At 72.4% G+C, this 16769-nt stretch carries 15 protein-coding genes and 2 pseudogenes; 8 read left to right on the top strand and 9 right to left on the bottom strand.

The genetic code is table 11. The features are described from left to right. Positions 1 to 121: LuxR C-terminal-related transcriptional regulator (locus ACZ4UV_RS51740; protein ID WP_451023082.1), on the top strand; the 121-nt coding region annotated here is incomplete at its 5' end. Between the two features lie 34 nt (positions 122 to 155). Here the strand turns inward: ACZ4UV_RS51740 and ACZ4UV_RS51735 are convergent. Next, positions 156 to 959, bottom strand: a complete 804-nt coding sequence (locus ACZ4UV_RS51735; protein WP_467850152.1) for an alpha/beta hydrolase — start codon at positions 957 to 959, stop codon at positions 156 to 158. A 324-nt stretch (positions 960 to 1283) separates the two neighbouring features. On the opposite strand from ACZ4UV_RS51735, the gene ACZ4UV_RS51730 reads away from it, so the two are divergent. Further along, complete coding sequence (locus ACZ4UV_RS51730) at positions 1284 to 1754, top strand: SsgA family sporulation/cell division regulator (protein WP_451023080.1); 471 nt, start codon at positions 1284 to 1286, stop codon at positions 1752 to 1754. A gap of 135 nt (positions 1755 to 1889) precedes the next feature. Here the strand turns inward: ACZ4UV_RS51730 and ACZ4UV_RS51725 are convergent, their stop codons facing one another. The 4 genes from ACZ4UV_RS51725 to ACZ4UV_RS51710 form a co-directional block, all read right to left on the bottom strand. Next, positions 1890 to 2876 (bottom strand): methyltransferase domain-containing protein, encoded by a 987-nt coding sequence (locus ACZ4UV_RS51725; RefSeq protein ID WP_451023079.1) that lies wholly within the window; start codon positions 2874 to 2876, stop codon positions 1890 to 1892. Between the two features lie 138 nt (positions 2877 to 3014). Continuing rightward, entirely contained in the window at positions 3015 to 4022 is a 1008-nt protein-coding gene (locus tag ACZ4UV_RS51720; RefSeq protein WP_467850149.1) for a M28 family peptidase, read from the bottom strand. A gap of 924 nt (positions 4023 to 4946) precedes the next feature. Further along, positions 4947 to 5288: a hypothetical protein gene (locus ACZ4UV_RS51715; RefSeq protein ID WP_467850146.1), complete on the bottom strand. Its 342-nt coding sequence runs from the start codon at positions 5286 to 5288 to the stop codon at positions 4947 to 4949. Continuing rightward, a complete protein-coding gene (locus ACZ4UV_RS51710; protein WP_467850143.1) occupies positions 5261 to 5572 on the bottom strand; it encodes a hypothetical protein in 312 nt (103 codons plus the stop codon). Before ACZ4UV_RS51710 ends, ACZ4UV_RS51715 begins: the two co-directional genes overlap by 28 nt. A 750-nt stretch (positions 5573 to 6322) precedes the next feature. On the opposite strand from ACZ4UV_RS51710, the gene ACZ4UV_RS51705 reads away from it, so the two are divergent. Then, positions 6323 to 8401 (top strand): AfsR/SARP family transcriptional regulator, encoded by a 2079-nt coding sequence (locus ACZ4UV_RS51705; RefSeq protein ID WP_467850155.1) that lies wholly within the window; start codon positions 6323 to 6325, stop codon positions 8399 to 8401. Between the two features lie 100 nt (positions 8402 to 8501). Here ACZ4UV_RS51705 and ACZ4UV_RS51700 read toward each other — a convergent pair whose 3' ends face one another. Continuing rightward, the gene (locus ACZ4UV_RS51700) at positions 8502 to 8999 is read right to left on the bottom strand and encodes a sigma-70 family RNA polymerase sigma factor (protein WP_467850141.1); all 498 of its coding nucleotides are present in this window, start codon (positions 8997 to 8999) and stop codon (positions 8502 to 8504) included. Positions 9000 to 9662: 663 nt separating this feature from the next. Here ACZ4UV_RS51700 and ACZ4UV_RS51695 point away from each other — a divergent pair. Further along, positions 9663 to 10016, top strand: coding sequence for a hypothetical protein (locus ACZ4UV_RS51695; protein WP_467850138.1), 354 nt, complete (start codon positions 9663 to 9665; stop codon positions 10014 to 10016). Beyond that, positions 9973 to 11225: pseudogene (locus tag ACZ4UV_RS51690) on the top strand (discoidin domain-containing protein); the annotation flags it as partial. The gene ACZ4UV_RS51695 and the pseudogene ACZ4UV_RS51690, both read left to right, overlap by 44 nt. Positions 11226 to 11288: 63 nt before the next feature. Here the strand turns inward: ACZ4UV_RS51690 and ACZ4UV_RS51685 are convergent. Then, on the bottom strand, positions 11289 to 11687 hold the full coding sequence (locus tag ACZ4UV_RS51685; RefSeq protein WP_451020532.1) for a 6-pyruvoyl trahydropterin synthase family protein: 399 nt from the start codon (positions 11685 to 11687) through the stop codon (positions 11289 to 11291). Positions 11688 to 12197: 510 nt separating this feature from the next. On the opposite strand from ACZ4UV_RS51685, the gene ACZ4UV_RS51680 reads away from it, so the two are divergent. From ACZ4UV_RS51680 to ACZ4UV_RS51670, 3 genes and pseudogenes are all read left to right on the top strand, one after another. After that, a complete protein-coding gene (locus ACZ4UV_RS51680) occupies positions 12198 to 12899 on the top strand; it encodes a hypothetical protein (RefSeq protein WP_451020531.1) in 702 nt (233 codons plus the stop codon). Between the two features lie 14 nt (positions 12900 to 12913). Further along, a pseudogene (locus ACZ4UV_RS51675) lies at positions 12914 to 13102 on the top strand (MBL fold metallo-hydrolase); the annotation flags it as partial. A 324-nt stretch (positions 13103 to 13426) separates the two neighbouring features. After that, positions 13427 to 13969 (top strand): hypothetical protein, encoded by a 543-nt coding sequence (locus tag ACZ4UV_RS51670; protein ID WP_451020530.1) that lies wholly within the window; start codon positions 13427 to 13429, stop codon positions 13967 to 13969. A gap of 663 nt (positions 13970 to 14632) precedes the next feature. Here the strand turns inward: ACZ4UV_RS51670 and ACZ4UV_RS51665 are convergent. Both ACZ4UV_RS51665 and ACZ4UV_RS51660 read right to left on the bottom strand, forming a co-directional pair. Continuing rightward, positions 14633 to 15229, bottom strand: coding sequence for a GOLPH3/VPS74 family protein (locus ACZ4UV_RS51665; protein ID WP_451020529.1), 597 nt, complete (start codon positions 15227 to 15229; stop codon positions 14633 to 14635). Continuing rightward, positions 15226 to 16704 carry a dihydrolipoyl dehydrogenase family protein gene (locus ACZ4UV_RS51660; RefSeq protein WP_451020528.1) on the bottom strand — a complete coding sequence of 493 codons (1479 nt, stop codon included), beginning with the start codon at positions 16702 to 16704 and terminating at the stop codon, positions 15226 to 15228. Before ACZ4UV_RS51660 ends, ACZ4UV_RS51665 begins: the two co-directional genes overlap by 4 nt. Positions 16705 to 16769: the final 65 nt, after the last annotated feature.

The following is a 16769-nucleotide window of genomic DNA, read 5'->3' as shown; positions in this document are numbered from 1 at the left end:
GCACCTGTCCCCGCGCACCGTCAGCTCACACCTCTACCGCGTCTTCCCCAAACTGGGCATCACCTCCCGCGCCGCCCTGCGCGACGCGCTGGGCAAGGCCCCCGGTGAGCAGACCGTGTGACGGTACCGTAGGCGTCCCGGCGGCCGGTCGCGTCCTACGCCGGGTGCGCGCGCAGGCCACGTTCGTCCAGCCAGCCGAGCACGTAGTCGGCGACGTGCCGCCACCCGCCATCGATGACCAGGGAGTGGGCGCGGTCCGCGAACTGCTTCAGGTCGGTGACGGCCGTGGAGTCGCCGTACTGCTTGTACATCGCGCGGGTGACGGCGTCGGGCACCAGCAGGTCCTCCTGGCCGGAGATCAGCAGGAGCGGGCCGCGGTCCGCGTTGCCGACGTCCACCAGCGCGCGCGTGCTGCGCGCCGCGCCGGCGTACCCGAGGTCGGCGAGCAGACGGCGGGGGGTCGGCACCACGTAGCGCTCGAAGAGCCGGGCGGCCTCCTCGGCCCCGACGGTGTTCGCGAAACCCTGCTGGAACCGGGCCGGTGACAGGGTGACCAGACCACCGGCCTCGTCGGCACCGCCGGGGGTCCACAGGGGGGACGGCGCGGCGGCCCGCGGGACGTCGTTGACCGGGGCGGGCGCGATGGCCACCGCGGCCCGCCCGATGTTGGCGCCGATCAGGTGCTGGGCGATCAGGCCGCCGACGGAGTGGCCGACGATCACCGGGGCGATGTCGAACGAGCGGACGATGTGCGCGTAGTGGTCGGTGAGCGCGTCCAGGCCGATGCCCGCGAACACCCCGGAGGAGGAGGTGCGCACCTCCCGGGCGGCGGCCGCCTCCCCCGGCCAGCCCGGGGCGAGGGCGAGGAACCCGCGGCTGGCGAAACGCTCGGCCCATGACTCCCAGGAAAGCGCGTGCAGCCACGCGCCATGGATGAAGACGACGGGAGTACGGTTCACGGCTGGCTCCTCCGAGCATGACGACCGTCGCCCGGCACCGGCACACGGCGACGGTTTCAGGATCGTTCAGCCGCAGGTCAGGGGCGACAGTCGAATGACTTAATCTTGGGCCGCCCGCGGCCGCCGAGGCTCCCGCGCGCTGCTCACAGGCCGCCCCGCACGGGCTTCCACGAGGTGGACAGCGGTCCGCCTGCCGGGCACCGGTCGTCCGCCTCACCATCGATGACTGAGTCGTAGCACGGTCAAGTTACTTATGTACGACGTCGCCGCGACGACGAGAGTAGGTCGTGCCAGCATCCGCCGGAGAGAAGGACCCAACTCGTCATGAGCGGCAACCGACCCGAGGTACAGGCCCTAACGACAGGGTCGTACGACAGCCCTGAGCTGATCTTGGACATCGAGCGTGTGCTGGACGTCTCCGCCCGCCAGCCCATCAGGGCGGAGTTCCGGTTCGACCCGGAGTCCCCCCTGGTCGTGTGCGTGGAGTTCCTGATCGAGGGCGGCCCGCGCGTGCTGTGGCGGATCGGCCGTGACCTCCTTCAGCAGGGGCTGTACTCGGTGAGCGGCCTCGGAGACGTCCAGATCTGGCCGTCGCACCCCGAGGACCGGGCCACCGCGCTGCTCCAGCTGGCCTCCCGGGACATGGCAGCCCTGTTCGAACTGCCCGTGCCGCCGCTGGCGGAGTGGCTGGAGTACACCTACCGGTTGGTTCCCGCCGGCCGCGAGCTCGCCGAGCTCGACTGGGACGTCGCCACCGAGGATCTGCTCCAGGGGCCGAGGGCACAGTCCGACTGATCGTCGGCCGTACCGCCGCCGGCCGTGAGGCTCTTGCGACGCCGGTCACGGCGGTCGGACGACGCAGGCCGCGGCGTCCGCACCGTGCTCGGCCGGCCGGGCCCGGGGAGCGTCATGACGCAGTCGGGCATCGGCTCAGCGCTCGGAGCGCCGGGCCGCGACGAGGACGGGGCCGCCCGGCACGGTCGGGAAGGTGTTCGTCTCCCCCAGCCCGAGGGCTTCGAGTTCCTCGCTCATACGCGCCGTGTCGAAGGAGTTGCCGCCGCCGCGTACCGCGGTCCACCGGCCGACGGAGCGGCGCAGCGCGTCCTCGGCGACCGGATTGGTCCCCGCGACCAGCCACGCCCCCGGTGCCAGCGCCTCGGCGAGCCGGGGCAGGGCAGCTGTCAGGGCCGCCTCCGACAGGAACGGCGCCGGCAGCCAGACCAATTGGTAGGCGTCCTTCTCCGACACGTCCACCGCGTCCTGGAGGCGCAGCGACACCCGGACGGCCACCGCCGGGTCCGCGGCGGCCAGTTCGGCCCGTCCCAGGTCCAGCGCTCGCTCCAGTACGTCGATGCCCTCCACCCTCGTTCCGGGAAGGCTCCCGGCCAGCGCCAGGGCCAGCGCGCCGACGCCGGTGCCCACGTCGAGGACACGGCTGCCCTCGGCCGCCAGCCGCTCCGCGCACCCGGCGAGCCGCGGCACGACCCTCCCGGCGAGCGCACGCCCGGTCGCGGCGGAGGCCCGCCCCTGGTTGAGCAGCACCTCGTCGCTCTGCGCGCCCCAGCCTCCTTCCGGCGTGCCCGCCCCGTCGGAGGCGGCGGCGACGGCCTGCCGCAGCGAGCTGAGCTTCGCCTCCACCGCGCTGCCCGCCGTCGCCGCGTCCGCCTGCGGGAGCGAGGGATGCAGGACGTACCCGTCGGGGCCCCGACCGACCAGGCCCACGCTCTCCAGGACCGCGGTGCGCTGCGGATCGTGCAGGAGCACGTCGGCGAGAGGCTCCGACAGGGCCTGCCGCTGGGTGCTCACGAGCGCGGCCATGGCCCACACGGCGGCTTCCAGGACGGCCGCGGGTTTGTCACCGAGCACCAGAGCGGGTCCTCCCGCGGTGGGCTCGGCGGGTTCGGACGGTGCGGACATGGGGCCTCCGGTGGAACACTCCTGAGACACGTGTGTTGCGTCTTCGTACACGCATGGTGTCACAGACAGGTGTGAGTGGACAGGTGCGCCGGTCCCGCCCCCGTTCTTCCGCCCGTCCCGTGCTCCTGCCGGGTCCGCTCATGGCGCGGGGCGGGTGCCGGACCAGGAGGCGGCGGTCACGTCGGTGGCGGCGGCGACCGAGGCCAGACGCCGGTAGTCGAGGGTGTCCGGCAGATCGCTGGACCGGTGGTAGTGCGGATTGCGGAAGTTCGCGGTGTCCGTGAGCATCAGCGCGGGGATTCCGCGGTTCAAGAACGGTGCGTGGTCGCTGCGCCCGAGGTGGTTGGCGGGTGGTACGGCCAGCCCGATCAGCAGGCCCAGCGGACCATCGGGCCGCCGGTCCCGCAGCAGCAGAGCCGGCAACGCGGTGGGTGCCGCGGCGGCGGCGCGCCGCCGGGTCTCGGCGGCCGCGGCCGAGGAACGCCGGTGCACCACGAGGGTGAAGTCGCCCCGGTGACCGCCTGCCCGGGTCTCGGCCGACGCCTCGGGGAAGAGCCTCTCGAAGCCGACCGGGAGTCGCTGGGTGCCCGGGGCGTCCGAGAAGTACCCGACCGACTCCAGGCAGATCATCCCGCACACCTCGGCGTCGCGGCCGAGTTCGCGGGCCGCCTGACGGGCCCCGATCAGTCCGAGTTCCTCCATGTCCAGGACGGCGAGGACGACACGCGGCGGGACGGGTGCCCTGGCCAGCAGCCGTGCCGTCTCCAGGACCACCGCAACCCCGGAGGCGTTGTCGTCCGCGCCCGGGCTGCCGCTGACGCTGTCCAGATGGGCACCGACCACCACGACCGGCCCGGCGGCGGCGCCGGGCCGGGTGGCGATGAGGTTCGTACCGCGCAACCGCCGGTGAAGACGGGGCTTGAGGGCGAGCGCGCGGTGACCGTGCCGGTCCGTCGCGCCGAGCTGCCAACGCGCGTCGAACGGGCGTCGCCGTACCAACCAGCCGGCGGCGGCCAGTTCCTCCCGGACGTACGCCTCGGCCCGCTCCATCCGCGGTCCGAGAGAGAGGAACTCCACGTGCCGGCGCAGCCGAGCGGGATCCGGGAGGGTTCCCGGATCCGGCTGCGCCGTCGGGTCGTTCGTCATCCGGCACTCCGGTCTGCGCGGGATCAAGGACGCCGGACAAACTGACAGGGCCTCCGCACACGGCAGAGGTGACGTAGCGCCCGGTCGCGCCCTTCCCGCCGCGGGCATCTCGGAGCGATTGCCCCGGCCGGTCCGTGAACCCGCCGGGTCTCCAATCCCGTTTCCCCAGAGAAGAGCCCCTGCGGCCAGGATGTTCATTGGCTGGCCCGGTCGCAGGACGGGGCGGCCGTCCTCGTGCTCTTCCCCGACATGAGGACGGCCGCCCCACCCACGCCCCGGCCGTCGCTTCGCTCCGGGGACGCGGCGTCAGCGCCGTCTCCTCCTGGATCGGGCGCCGCCGTGACGTCCCGCCGTGCATCTTCGGATGTCCGGTCCCCGACTTCCGATGCCCGGGCCCCGACGCCGTGGACCGGCTCGGCGGCCGGTCCTCCCGCGCGCACCCGCCGAGGGGTGGTTCGCGCGGCGCACATCCGCCGGTTCCACCGGGCCGTGGCGGGTGCGCCGCCGCCTTTTCCCTCCCCAATGACGGCACGCGGTCCGCTGCCGTGTCGGGGACACGGAAGCAGACCGCGGCCGGACCGGCCCTCTCTGGACGGCTTGGGCCTGGATCCGCGGCCCGGCCCCGGCAGGATCCGTCCCCGGGGTCGTGCCCGCGGGCGGGGGCGAGCCGGCAGCGGTGGCACACGGCCCGTGCGCGCCGGCGACGGAACTGCGCGCACCGGCGGTCCGGGGAGAACTCCGGCCGCCAGTGCGGGAACGGGATCCGACCACCTGCGGGGTGGCTGGACTCCGAGTCCCGTCGCGGCTCAGCCGCCCGCGTGTCCGGCGGCAGAGCATTCCAACCGGAGAACGGTGCAGCGGGCCGGAAAGGTTCAGCACACTTGGCGCGACGGCAGCCGGCCGGCCGCCGTTCCTGGGCGGCTCTCAGGGGTACATGGCCCGGTGGCTGCGGAAGGCGAAGGTGTCGCCCGAGCTCAGGAAGGTCACGGTCTGTTCGCAGAACTCCCGGTGCTCCGCCTCCTGTTCCTCCGGCAGGGTCACGGAGACGACCGGTTCCCGGCACACGGCATGCCGCAGGGTGTCCAGCAGCCCCTGCGGCGGGGGCAGCAGCAACACGTCCAGGACACGCCGGAAGACGTCGACGAAGCCCTGCTCGGCCTCCTGCGGTTTCGCACCCGTCCGGTTCCGTCCGGCCCGCCGGGTCCTGCCGGTTTCGGCGAACAGATCGAGGCAGGCCGTCAGGTGTCCCAGGTAGGCCGCGGCCACCTCGGTCGGTACAGACTCGTCAGCTGGTCGCCCCGCGCGCTGTGCAGGGTGTACCGCGGCTGCTCCGCCGACGGCTCGGCGGACGTCTCGCCCGTGTGCCACCGGGACCACACCGGCAGCTTCAGCAGTACCTGCACCCAGCTGTCGTAGGCATCCGAGACGATCCGCGTCCCCCCGGATCCGGAACCCTCGTTGTGCAGTCGGTACAGGTGGCGCAGGAGCGGTTCCTCCAGGCTCTGGAACTTCGCGAAGAACACCGGATCGTCGGGGATCAGGACGTACACGGGTGCTCCTTTCCTCACCGGTCGGCGGAGACCCGTCATGAGGATGAACGGAATCCGGCCCCGGCGGAGTTCACCACCCGCACGCAGGCATCTGCACCGATCACCACCGCATGATCCACCACCGGGTCCCGCTGCCGGCACCCGCGACCGCAAAGTAACCGTCTTGACAGGTGACGCAATCCTGTGGAACAGTCGTCACCGGTCAAAGCGGTTACGTGTGTGTGCGAGGAGATACACATGCGGATCACGGGTCCGGTCACACCTCGACCGTCATTCGACGCACCGGGGAATCGACCCGGGGAAATGTGCCGAGTCAGCGGACCGATACCGCCACACGTAGGCGCTGACACACTGGTGTCGGCGTCGGGCACGACCGGGAGCGGTTCCGGTCGGGGTCCGCGCGCCCAGCCGATCCACCGCGAAGGAGAGCACCACGGCAGCCTCGCGTCGGCACACCCGGCAAGCCGTTTCGGCCCCTCGGAGGTTCATGACATACCCGCTCACCTCCCGCGCCCTCAGGGCATCCATGACACCTGGCGCAGACCGTCCCTCGGTTGCGGAAACATGTCACGCGACATGGCTAAACTTCGCGGTCTTGGCAACAGGCTCCTCGGCACGACACGGCCTGGCCCCCCACCGTTGCTGTGCCGACAGACCGGACGGGCAACCAGCAGCACCAGATGAGAAACAGCGAGGCCAGCCGCGAGATGGACGCGACAGTGCTACTCAATCCTTGGAGCCGTGCGCGCGATGCGCGGGGACACCGAGATCGGTCTGGGCCCCCCGAAACGGCTCGCCCTGCTCGCCCTGCTGCTGCTCCGCGCCCCCGGCCCGCTCACCCTGAGCGAAGCGGTGGACATCCTCTGGGACGACGAACCGCCGACCAGCGCCGTCAACGTGGTGCACCGGCACATCGGCGCGCTGCGCAGAACCCTCGAACCCGAGCTGCGCAGCCGGACCAACGCGGCACACCTCGTCCGCGCCGCCGACGGATACCGCCTGCTGGTCGACGCCTCGACCTCTGACCTGCTGCGCTTTCGCGACCTGCGCGCCCAGGCGCAGCTCGCGGTCAGGGGCGGCGCCCCGGCGCAGGCCGCGCAGGACTTCGTCGAGGCACTGCGGCTGTGGCGCGGGCCCGTCGTGGCCGCCGGCACCTCGGTGGCGCGGCACCCGGTCTTCACCTCGGTCGGCCACGAGTTCGTCGCGACGGTGAAGGAAGCCGCCGACGCCGTCCTGACCTCGGCCCCCGCTCTGACGGAGGAGGTGCTGGCGGTGCTGCGGCACGCCGTGGAGAGCCACCCCTTCGACGAGGCCCTGCACTCCCGGTTAATCGGCGCGCTGGCGGTCACCGGCCGACAGGCCGAAGCCCTGCGGCAGTTCGAGAACATCCGCGGCGCGCTCGCCGAGGAGCTGGGTGTCGGGCCCGGCCCCGAACTGCGCGCCGCCCAGCAGCATCTGCTCCAGCGCAGGGTGCTCCGGGACCCGGTCGCCGTGGCACCTCGTGCCCGGGAGGCCGACCGGCCCGCCCAGCTGCCCGCGGACTGCCTCTCCTTCACCGGCCGCCGGCAGGCGCTGAGCCACTGCCTGGAACTGCTCCCGCTGCAAGGCGAGTGCCGGCCGCCCACGATGACCGCGGCGATCTGCGGCATGGCCGGCGTCGGCAAGACGACGCTGGCCGTGCACTGGGGCCATCTGGTCGCCGACCACTTCCCCGACGGACAGATCTACGTCGACCTCCAGGGCCACCACACCTCGCGGTCCCCGCTCGAACCGGCCGAGGCCATCACCGAGGTGCTGGACGCGCTGGGTGTGGAGAGCGACCGCTCGCACCCGAGTCCCGCCGCGCTCGCCGCCGCCTACCAAACCGCGCTGGGCGGGCGTCGGCTGCTGCTCGTCCTGGACGACGCCGAGGACTGCGAACAGGTACGTCCCCTGCTGCCCGCCGCTCCGGGCTCTCTCGCCATCGTCACGAGCCGGCGGCAGATGGAGGGGCTCGCCGTCACGGACAACGCCCGGATCATCACGCTGGAGCCCATGACCCGCGCGGAGGGGCTCGAACTGCTCGACCGGCGCCTCGGCACCGACCGGATCAGAGCCGAGTACTCCGCCGCGGTCGAGATCGTGGAGCTGTGCGGCGGGCTGCCGCTGGCGCTGGCGGTCGCCGCCACCCGGACACAGCTCCAGCCCCGCTTTCCCCTGGCCTCGCTCGCCGCCAGGCTCAGGGACACCGACGACTGTCTCGACGTCCTGTCCGGCCGCGACGCCCGCACCGACATCCGCAGTGCGTTCCACAGTTCCTACGAAGCGCTGAGCAGCAGCGCCGCACGCCTGTTCCGGCTGCTCAGCCTGCACCCCTCGCGGGACATCACCGTGCCTGCCGCCGCGAGCCTGGCGGGCACCGACCTGCGCAGGACCCGGCAGGACGTGGCCGAGCTGATGGACCACTGTCTGCTCGTCGAACCGGCCGCGGGCAGGTACACATGTCACGAACTGCTGCGCACCTGCGCGAGGGAGCTGAGCTCGCTCCTCGACGCGCCGACGGTACGGTCCGAGGCGCTGTCCCGGATGTTCGAGCACTACCTTTACAGCGCCGACGCCGCAACCGCCCTGCTCGCCCCGAACCGCTCCACCGTGATCCTGCCGCCACCGAGGCCGGGTGTACGGCCCCAGCGGTTCGGCGGCCGCGCGGACGCCGCCGAGTGGATCGTCGCCGAGCAGTACCTGCTGCCGGAACTTATCCGCTCCATCGGCCACCATCCCCGCGGCGAGACGTTCCGGCGCCGGCTGACCTCGGCGCTGGAGACCTGCCTGGACTCGACCGGCTACTGACCCGGATCACACCGGGGGAGCCGGCAACCGGCGCGAACAGCGGCGGAGAAGAGCGGTGCGACACACGAGAGGGTGGCGGGCGAGGTACGGCGGCCCACCGCTAAGCGGCCTCCGGGCGGGCCACGTTGCGCAGCTTGCGCAGCGCGTTGTGCTGACGGCTCTTCACGGTGCCGGCGGCCACCCCGAGGATGCCGGCTGTCTCCTGGATGCTGCGATCGCACAGGTATATGTGGACCAGCACGGCACGGTGCTCGGGCGACAGCTGGCGCAGCAGGGGCCGGGCCACCAGGGCGTGGTGCACCGCTTCCATGCTGTCGGCGCCCAGAACGGGATCGCTGTAGCTGACTCCGACGACCTCCCGGCGCGCGTGGGGCTTGCGTACCCAGTCGATGACCAGGTGCCGGGTCACGGTGAAGAGCCAGCCACGGACCGCCCCCTCCATCCCGAGCAGCCGGTCGATGTTCCGCCAGGCACGGATGATCGTCTCCTGGACGATGTCCTCGGCGAGTCCGTGGTCACCCAGCATCTTCTCGGCGTACGAGACGAGACCGTCCCGGTGTTCCCTCATGATCGTGCCGAGCAGATCGGATCGGGACATGGCTGTGAGGGGGGTAGCCATAGTGTTCTGGACCATCCTGGTTCTCTTCGAGCGGCGACCGGAGGCCGGATGCAACCTCCGCGCTCGCACTGTAGGCAGCGCCGGGTGCCGGAATAATGCTGCATTTGTGCCGCCCGAGTGCCGTGCCCCGGTCCGCCGAGCACACATGTCCCCGATTCGGTCGCGGGCCACCGGGAAACACCGTCCCACCTGGGGTTTACTGGTCCGCCACACCGATTCCCCGCTTCAACAGGGTCCAAACGACCGCCGAGATGTGAGTTGTTTGTCACCCGTGTCGAGCCGCCTTGCCATACCCCGTGGTGCTCGTTCCAAAGCGAGCACGTGTGACGACCGCGAGGCAATGGCACGGAGCATGTGCGTGCGGGACGCCCGGATCAATGACATGTGTCAGGCTTTTGCGCAGCTGCGACCGGGGCTGACGACGGCCGCCGTCGCGTGTCCGTCCCTCGGCTCGGGCACCGCGTTCGCCACCCGGGCCGGTCCCGGTGTGACGGGCACCGTCGTCTCCCGGACCACCGTGGCCGGGGAGGACCACATCCTCCGCCGGATCACCGTTCCGCCGGGGCAGAGCACCGACCGGCACCACCACGAGGGGACCCTGTACGGCTTCGTCGAGCAGGGCACGCCCTGCCGCCCCGCAGCATGTACCGCAGCACCTCCGGCACCGGCGGTGTGGTGGACATCCCGCTGGCCGAGCCCGCCACGGCCCACTGGGTACGGATGACGGCCCTGCGGCGCTCGGACGCGAACCCGCTCGGCGTCAACGGCTTCCAGGTGTACGGCACCGCCCCCGCCCGCCGCCCCGAGGCCACGGGCTGGACCCACTGGGGCACCCACCACGGCCCCGCCCCGGCCCTGGCCCGGCCCTGGCCGTCGTCGCCGCCGACGACGACGGCACGGTGCCCCTGGAGTCGGGCTGGACGCTCAGCCTGGACGACTGGGCGGACGGCGACGGCGCATGAACTTCACGATGATCCGCAACTGGGTGGGCAGTAGCAACCGCGAGGAGTTCTACGCCGCCTGCGACGAGCACGGCATCCTGGTGTGGAACGACTTCCCCGACGCCTGGGGCATGGACCCGCCGGATCACGAGGCGTTCCTCTCCGTCGCCCGTGACACCGTACTGCGCTACCGCATCCACCCGAGCGTGGCGGTGTGGTGCGGGGCCAGCGAGGGCAACCCGCCGGCCGCGGTCGACGCAGGGATGCGCAAGGCCGTGGCGAGCCAGGTGCCGGGGGTGCTCTACCAGAACAACTCGGCGGGCGGGATCGTCACCCGCGGCGGCCCCTACGGCTGGGTGGAGCCGGAGCGCTACTTCGACCCGTCGACGTACGGAAGCAAGGGCTTCGGCTTCCACACCGAGATCGGGATGCCCGTGGTCTCCACCGCGCAGAGCACCCGCGCCATGGTCGGCAGCGACGGGCTGGAGTGGCCGATCTGCGGCGCCATGTTCGGGGCCTGGAACGCCAATCTGTGGGACAGCGCCAGCGGGTTGATGCTGTGGATGTCCCACCCGGCCTGGCACAGCACGGTCTGGCAGACCTACGACTTCGACGTCAACGGCGCCCACTTCGGCTGCCGCAGCGCCTGCGAGCCGCTGCATGTCCAGGCCGGCCCGGTGAAGTGGCAGGTCATCTCGGTCAACCACACCCGTACGGCGCTCAGGCGGCCGGCGGTGAGCGCGGAGACGTACGACCTGTCCGGCCGCCGGCTCGAAGTCACCCGGCACGCGCGCGTGGACGTCGGCCCGGCGGCCTCGGCGGCGGCGTTCGGCGCGGCCCCCGCGGACGACCTTCCGGACCTGCACCTGCTGCGGCTGACCCTCGCGGACGAGGGGGCCGGGTGCTGTCGCGCAACACCTACTGGCGGTGCTGCACCCCCGAGGCGCTGAGCGCCCTCAACCGGGTCCAGCAGGCGAGGCTGTCGGCCTCCCTCACCCGGGTGACGCGCGACGGGGACCGGCGCTCCTCGACCGCCACGGTCCGCAACCGCGGCTCGATGGTCGCCGCGATGGTCCGCCTCTCCCTGCTCGACGAGGACGGCGGCCGGGTCCTGCCGACGCTCTACGACGACAGCTACCTGTGGCTGCTGCCGGGTGAGACCCGCACGGTGACACTGTCGTGGCCGACCTCCGCGGTGCCCTCGGGGCGGCCGCGGCTGCGGGTCGAGGGGTACAACGCTCCCCCGGTCACCGTCCGCGGCTGACCGCCACCGGGAGGGACCGGGGCCCGTGCCGCCGACCGGGCGGCACGGGCCCCGGCACGTGTGTCAGACCTCGCGTTCGTAACCGGCCCAGGCGATGTGCGACTCGTGCAGCGTCACGGCCACCTGGCGGATGCCGCGGGCACCCTCGCCGAGCGTCCCCGCGTGGATCGCCTCGACGAGGCGGTCGGCGATCACCTTGGCCAGGTACTCCGTCGAGGTGTTGATCTGGTCGAACTGCTTCTCGTCGTCGAGGTTGCGGTAGTTGAACTCACCGATCACCTTGCCGAGTTCCGAGGTGGCCAGGCCGATGTCGACGACGATGTTGTCGTCGTCCAGCTCGGGCCGCCGGAAGGTCGCGTCCACCACGAACGTCGCCCCGTGCAGCCGCTGGGCGGGGCCGAAGACCTCGCCTCGGAAGCTGTGGGCGACCATCATGTGGTCGCGTACCGTGATGCTGAACAAGGATCCTCCAGGTGGGGGTGCGGGGGCCTCGGCGTGACGGACGCCTGCGGTGCCCCGGCGCGGTCCGGCACGGGATCGCTCCCGCCGCTGCGGACACCTTTCCGCCCGGGTGCGCGGTGCCGGTCGACGGACCCGGTCCACGGCGGCGCGCGACGTGAGGCTGCCGCGGTGGCGAAGAGCTCGACACGGAGCATAACCGGCCCACGTGTGAGGGGCCCGCGTACCGCCGGACGCCGGGGGCGGGCCCCGTCGTCTCCCGGTGTGTGAACCAAGTGTGCCCTTCACTCGTGTCCTTCATGTATCGGAAAGGGCCACGGTCCGGACGCGCCTCCGGCGCGGCCGACCTCTTCTCCCGCCGGTGGCATGCGGCGGGTATGTCGGAGAGGTGGGGCGTGCGCAGAAGGGACGGGGACCGCGCGCGGACACCGCGAAAGTGCCTGGGGAGCGGCGCCCTCACGGCCGTCCCGAGGTCATGCCGCCTGCGGGTGGCTTCGGCGGCAGAGGAGGACGATGGACACGCCACCGGGCAGCCGTCTGGAGAAGGCCCTTGCCGACTTCGCCGAGCACCATGGGGCTCTGGCGAGGGTCCGGGAACAGCGGTTTCGCGAGATGCGGGCCCCGCGGCTCGGGGACAGCGTTCTGGAGGCCCTGACGACGGCCCGTGCGGAGGTCGCGGCCCGCACCACCGCCGTGACGATGGCCGGGAACCTCCGACTGCCGCCGTCGACGAACCACGCACACCGCGACGAATCGGCCATGTTCCACACGATGGTCCGGGACACCTCGTCGGTGTGCTGGCGCCGGCTGGTGCGCGAAGCCCGCGCGGTGGCCTCCGGCCCGGTGGCCGCGCGGGAGTCCGGCGGAGTGCGGGCCGAGGGTGTGGCAGGTACGTGGGACCCGGCGGCGGAGGTCCTGGATGCGTCGAGGTCACGGCCGCAGGGTCCGCTCTGGGGCCGCAGCCGTCCGGGTGCGCGGTCCGCCCCGGCGCACGCTCCCCAGTCGCCGGAGCTGCGGGACGCCGTCGTGGCGCTCGGGAATCCGTGTGCGGGGCCGTGGGCAACTCCTGTCTTCCGTAGGCGTGCGGGTACCTGGGCGCGGTGGAACGGCCGGGGCGGGACGCGGAGGCGACCGGCGGCGCCCTGCGGCCGGGTGGCCGTCAGGTGTGCTCCGGGGCCGGCAACGGCACACCCCCAAGATCCTGAACACGTGTGATCTTATTGGATGAAGGCATCTACGACGGCCACTGCGCCTGCCTCCTGCCCGGAGGCGGCGTTCTGGTCACCGGCGACGCGCTGGTGACCGCACATCCCACGTCCCGGGGCCGGGGACCGCAGCTGCTGCCTGGCCACGGCCCCGTGCACCAGGACTCGGCGAAGGAAGCCGTGCGGACGGCCCGCGAGAACGCCGCCGGGTGACCACCGGCTTCCGTACGCCTGGTGGGACCTGGTGCCGGACGGGACTGACCGCACTCGTGCGTATCGGTCCATAAGGTGCGGGCCGAACGGCTCGCCGACACACTTACCGGGCAGTATGTTCGAGGGGAGAACCCCGTGCGGGTGACGTCGCCGGACCCGAAAGCCTGAAGAAAGGTCAGCGCACCCTACGTGCGCAGGCACGTCAACGCTTATCGTGAAGAGTGAACATGCCCGACGAACCGTCTGGCGTCGACACTTATCCGCACGGGACCCTCGGCGTGGGTACCATGCGCAACGTCATCCATATCGAGGGAGTGAACGGTTGTGACCAGCCAGTCAGCCGCCACGCTCCGGTCGCGGTACGTGGAACAAGCCGCGTCGGACCTGGAGGAGAACCGCCGACGACAGCAGGAGCTGGCGGACAGGATCACGGTGTTGAAGCAGGAGGAGTCCCTCCTGGCGGACATCCTGAGCCTCGCCGAGCGGTACGAGGGCTTCGCCGACGCGTCCCGCCTGCCCGAGCAGTTGCAGGAGGAACCCGTCGCCGCGAAGGCGAAGAAGGCTTCCGGCACGGCCTCTTCGCGTCGCTCGGCGACGGCCGGGAACGCACCGGCGGGCACCTCGGCGAAGGCCGGCGCGAAGGGGAAGTCGCGTCAGCCTCTGCTCGGTGACCTGCTGGCCGACCTGCTCGGCCAGTACGAGGAGCCGCGGCTGGCGAAGGAGTTGCGGGAGGAGCTCATGGAGAAGTTCCCGGACCGCAACCCCACCCCGCAGGTGGTGCGCAACACCCTTGAGTCCCTGGTCGCGAAGGGACGTATCCGGCGCCACAAGCAGAAGCGCTCCGTCATGTACACCGTGATCAAGTAGGCTGCGGCGGGACACCTGAGAACGGTGTACCGGGCGGGGCCGCCTACAGAACCGCGTCCGCCAGTCGCGCCACCTCCCACCAGGGGCAGCCAGGACAGGATGCTCCCGCGCGCCTCCCCCTCGCCGACCCGGCCGAGCAGTGCGCGGGCCGTCCGTTCCCAGGCCACCGCCGGCGTGCCAGTCGTCGGTGCCGCGCACGGCGAGATCGGCCAGTGCCGCGTCCGCCCACCGCTCCCCCACGTTGAGCAACCGCTGGGTCAGCCGCGCGGCGACGGCCGCCCAGCCGGAGCCCCGATCCGGGAGCACCTGCCGGTAACGACCCGGGAGCGCCCCCAGCACGGCCTCGCGGGTCCCGGCGGGCTGTCACCCAGGTACTGGTACTGCACCATCCCGCCCCCCACCGTCAGCAGGTCGCCGGCGCTCGCCTCGTACGCGGCCACCGCCACGTCCAGGACGGACTGCGGGCGCACCACTGCGCAGGGCGATGTCCGCCCGGTGCCGAAAACCCGGTCCGGCCATCCGTCCTACTCCGCGAGGTAGGTGTGAGTGGTTGACTCACATGTGTTTTGATCCTACCCGCCCGGAACGACACGTCCGGCGGCCGGTGTTCACACCGGCCCACCCGGGGGCGGACCGGTGATCGCCGGCGCGAACCGCTGCCCGCTAGGCCCGCCACATGTTGTCGAAGGCCGCGTGTTCCACGTCCCGGCGCAGTCGGGCCGCCTCCAGTTCCGTCACCGCGTTCCCGACGGCGGCCAGTACCGTCGTGACCGCCTCCCCCGGCTCCCCGGCGTCCGGGGGCGGGTCCCCGGCCTCCAGCGCTGCCGTCAGGGCGGCGAGGACGGGATCGCCGGAGGCCAGGCGTTCCTCGGCGCGACGGCGCTCCGACGTGTCGGCGGGCACGGTGTCGGTGCCGCGCACGGACAGTCCACGGCGCCGGGGGCGTACGACGAGCCCGACCCGCGTCAGGTCCTCGACGTAAGCGGCGGTGAGTCCGTCCCCGCGGCGCCACAGCCAGTCGGCCACCGTCTCGTACGGCTCGCGCCGGACCAGCGCGGCGGCCGCCTCGTCCAGCAGTGGATCGCCCGCCGCCGTGCGCACGCCGGGCACCATGCGCTCACCGTCCAGGGTCAGCGCCCCGCTCTCCAGGAGGTCGACGGCCTCGGCGCCGGCCAGCGCCAGGGACAGGTCGCCCTGTTCCACGGTCCGTCCGGACGGCAGGCCGAGGACGACGAGCACGAGGTTGCGTGCGGTGCTCATGCGTCCCGCCTCGTCTCCAGCAGGCGCAGCCACACCTCGCTGATGGTGGGGAAGGCGGGTACGGCGTGCCACAGCCGCTCGACGGGCACCTCGCCGGTGATGGCGACGGTGGCCGAGTACAGCAGTTCACCGACGCCCGGTCCGGCGAAGGTCGCGCCGACGACGACCTGGCGGTCCCGGTCGATCAGGATGCGGGCCCGGCCGCGGTAGTCGGGGCGGTACTGGAGAGCCCCCGCGAGATGGCCGATCTCGTAGTCGACGACCTCGACGGCACGGCCGGTGCGCTGGGCCTCGGCGGTGGTCAGACCCACGGTGGCGACCTCGGGGTCGGTGAAGACGACGCCGGGGACGGCCTCGATGTCGGCCGTGGTGCTGTGCCGGGCCCAGCGGCCGGTGTCGAGTTCCTCACCCCGGGCGCGGGCGGCGATGACGGCACCGGCTGTCCGGGCCTGGTACTTGCCCTGGTGGGTGAAGAGCGCCCGGCGGTTGACGTCGCCGACGGCGTACAGCCATTGGCCCGGTACGGCGGTGACGGTCAGGCTGTCGTCGGTGGTGAGCCACTCCCCCGGGGTGAGTCCGACGGTGTCGAGCCCGACGTCCGTGGAGTTGGGCACGCGGCCGGTGGCGAACAGGATCTCGTCGGCGGCGAGTTCACCGCCGTCCGACAGCGTGACCCGCACCTCGCCGTCCCGCACCTCGCCGTCCCGCCGCTCGCCACCGGGCCCCTCGCCTTCGCGGCGCACGGCGACGGCCTCGGTGCCGAAGCGTACGTCGGCGCCGGCCTCCCGCAGGCGCTCGGTGACGAGTTCGCCGGCGAAGGGTTCAAGACGGGGCAGCAGACCGTCCTCACGGGCGAGCAGGGTCACCTGGGTGCCCAGGGCCTGCCAGGCGGTGGCCATCTCGACCCCGACCACTCCGGCCCCGACGACCACCAGGCGCCCGGGCGCCTCCTGGGCGCTGGTCGCCTCCCGGCTGGTCCAGGGCCGCACGGTGTCGATGCCGGGCAGCGCGGGCAGGGCCGCCCGGCTGCCGGTGCAGACGGTGACGGCGTGCCGGGCGCGCAGCCGGACCGTGTCGCCCTCGGGGGTCCGTACGGTCACCTCGCGCTCCCCCGCCAGCCGTCCGTGGCCGCGCACCAGCTCGATGCCCGCCGACCTGAGCCACTCGACCTGCCCGTCGTCCTTCCAGTCGGCGGACATGCGGTCGCGGTGCGCCAGGACGGCCTTCGTGTCCAACGGGCCGCCGACGGCCGGGCCGAGACCGGGCACGTGCACGGCGTCGGCACGGAGCAGGACGGGGCGGAGCAGTGCCTTGCTGGGTTCGCAGGCCCAGTACGAGCATTCGCCGCCGACCAGTTCGTTCTCCACGATGACGGTGCTCAGGCCCGCAGCCGTGGTGCGGTCCGCCACGTTCTCGCCGACCGGCCCCGCGCCGATCACGATGACGTCATAGGTGCGGGTGTCGTCGGTCGTCATGTGTCCTCCGGTGGATGGATTTCCGGCCGGGCGGCCGGGCGGCGCCGTGTCGGACGCCGGTGGGA

The sequence above is a fragment of the Streptomyces sp. NPDC028289 genome (assembly GCF_055565975.1).
This window is presented reverse-complemented; position numbering and strand designations above follow the sequence as displayed.

Coding starts and splice junctions, on each gene's coding strand:
- ACZ4UV_RS51730 (WP_451023080.1), top strand. CDS start 1,284: ATGAGCGGCAACCGACCCGAGGTACAGGCCCTAACGACAGGGTCGTAC.
- ACZ4UV_RS51725 (WP_451023079.1), bottom strand. CDS start 2,876: ATGTCCGCACCGTCCGAACCCGCCGAGCCCACCGCGGGAGGACCCGCT.
- ACZ4UV_RS51720 (WP_467850149.1), bottom strand. CDS start 4,022: ATGACGAACGACCCGACGGCGCAGCCGGATCCGGGAACCCTCCCGGAT.
- ACZ4UV_RS51705 (WP_467850155.1), top strand. CDS start 6,323: ATGCGCGGGGACACCGAGATCGGTCTGGGCCCCCCGAAACGGCTCGCC.
- ACZ4UV_RS51700 (WP_467850141.1), bottom strand. CDS start 8,999: ATGTCCCGATCCGATCTGCTCGGCACGATCATGAGGGAACACCGGGAC.
- ACZ4UV_RS51695 (WP_467850138.1), top strand. CDS start 9,663: ATGTACCGCAGCACCTCCGGCACCGGCGGTGTGGTGGACATCCCGCTG.
- ACZ4UV_RS51680 (WP_451020531.1), top strand. CDS start 12,198: ATGGACACGCCACCGGGCAGCCGTCTGGAGAAGGCCCTTGCCGACTTC.
- ACZ4UV_RS51665 (WP_451020529.1), bottom strand. CDS start 15,229: ATGAGCACCGCACGCAACCTCGTGCTCGTCGTCCTCGGCCTGCCGTCC.
- ACZ4UV_RS51660 (WP_451020528.1), bottom strand. CDS start 16,704: ATGACGACCGACGACACCCGCACCTATGACGTCATCGTGATCGGCGCG.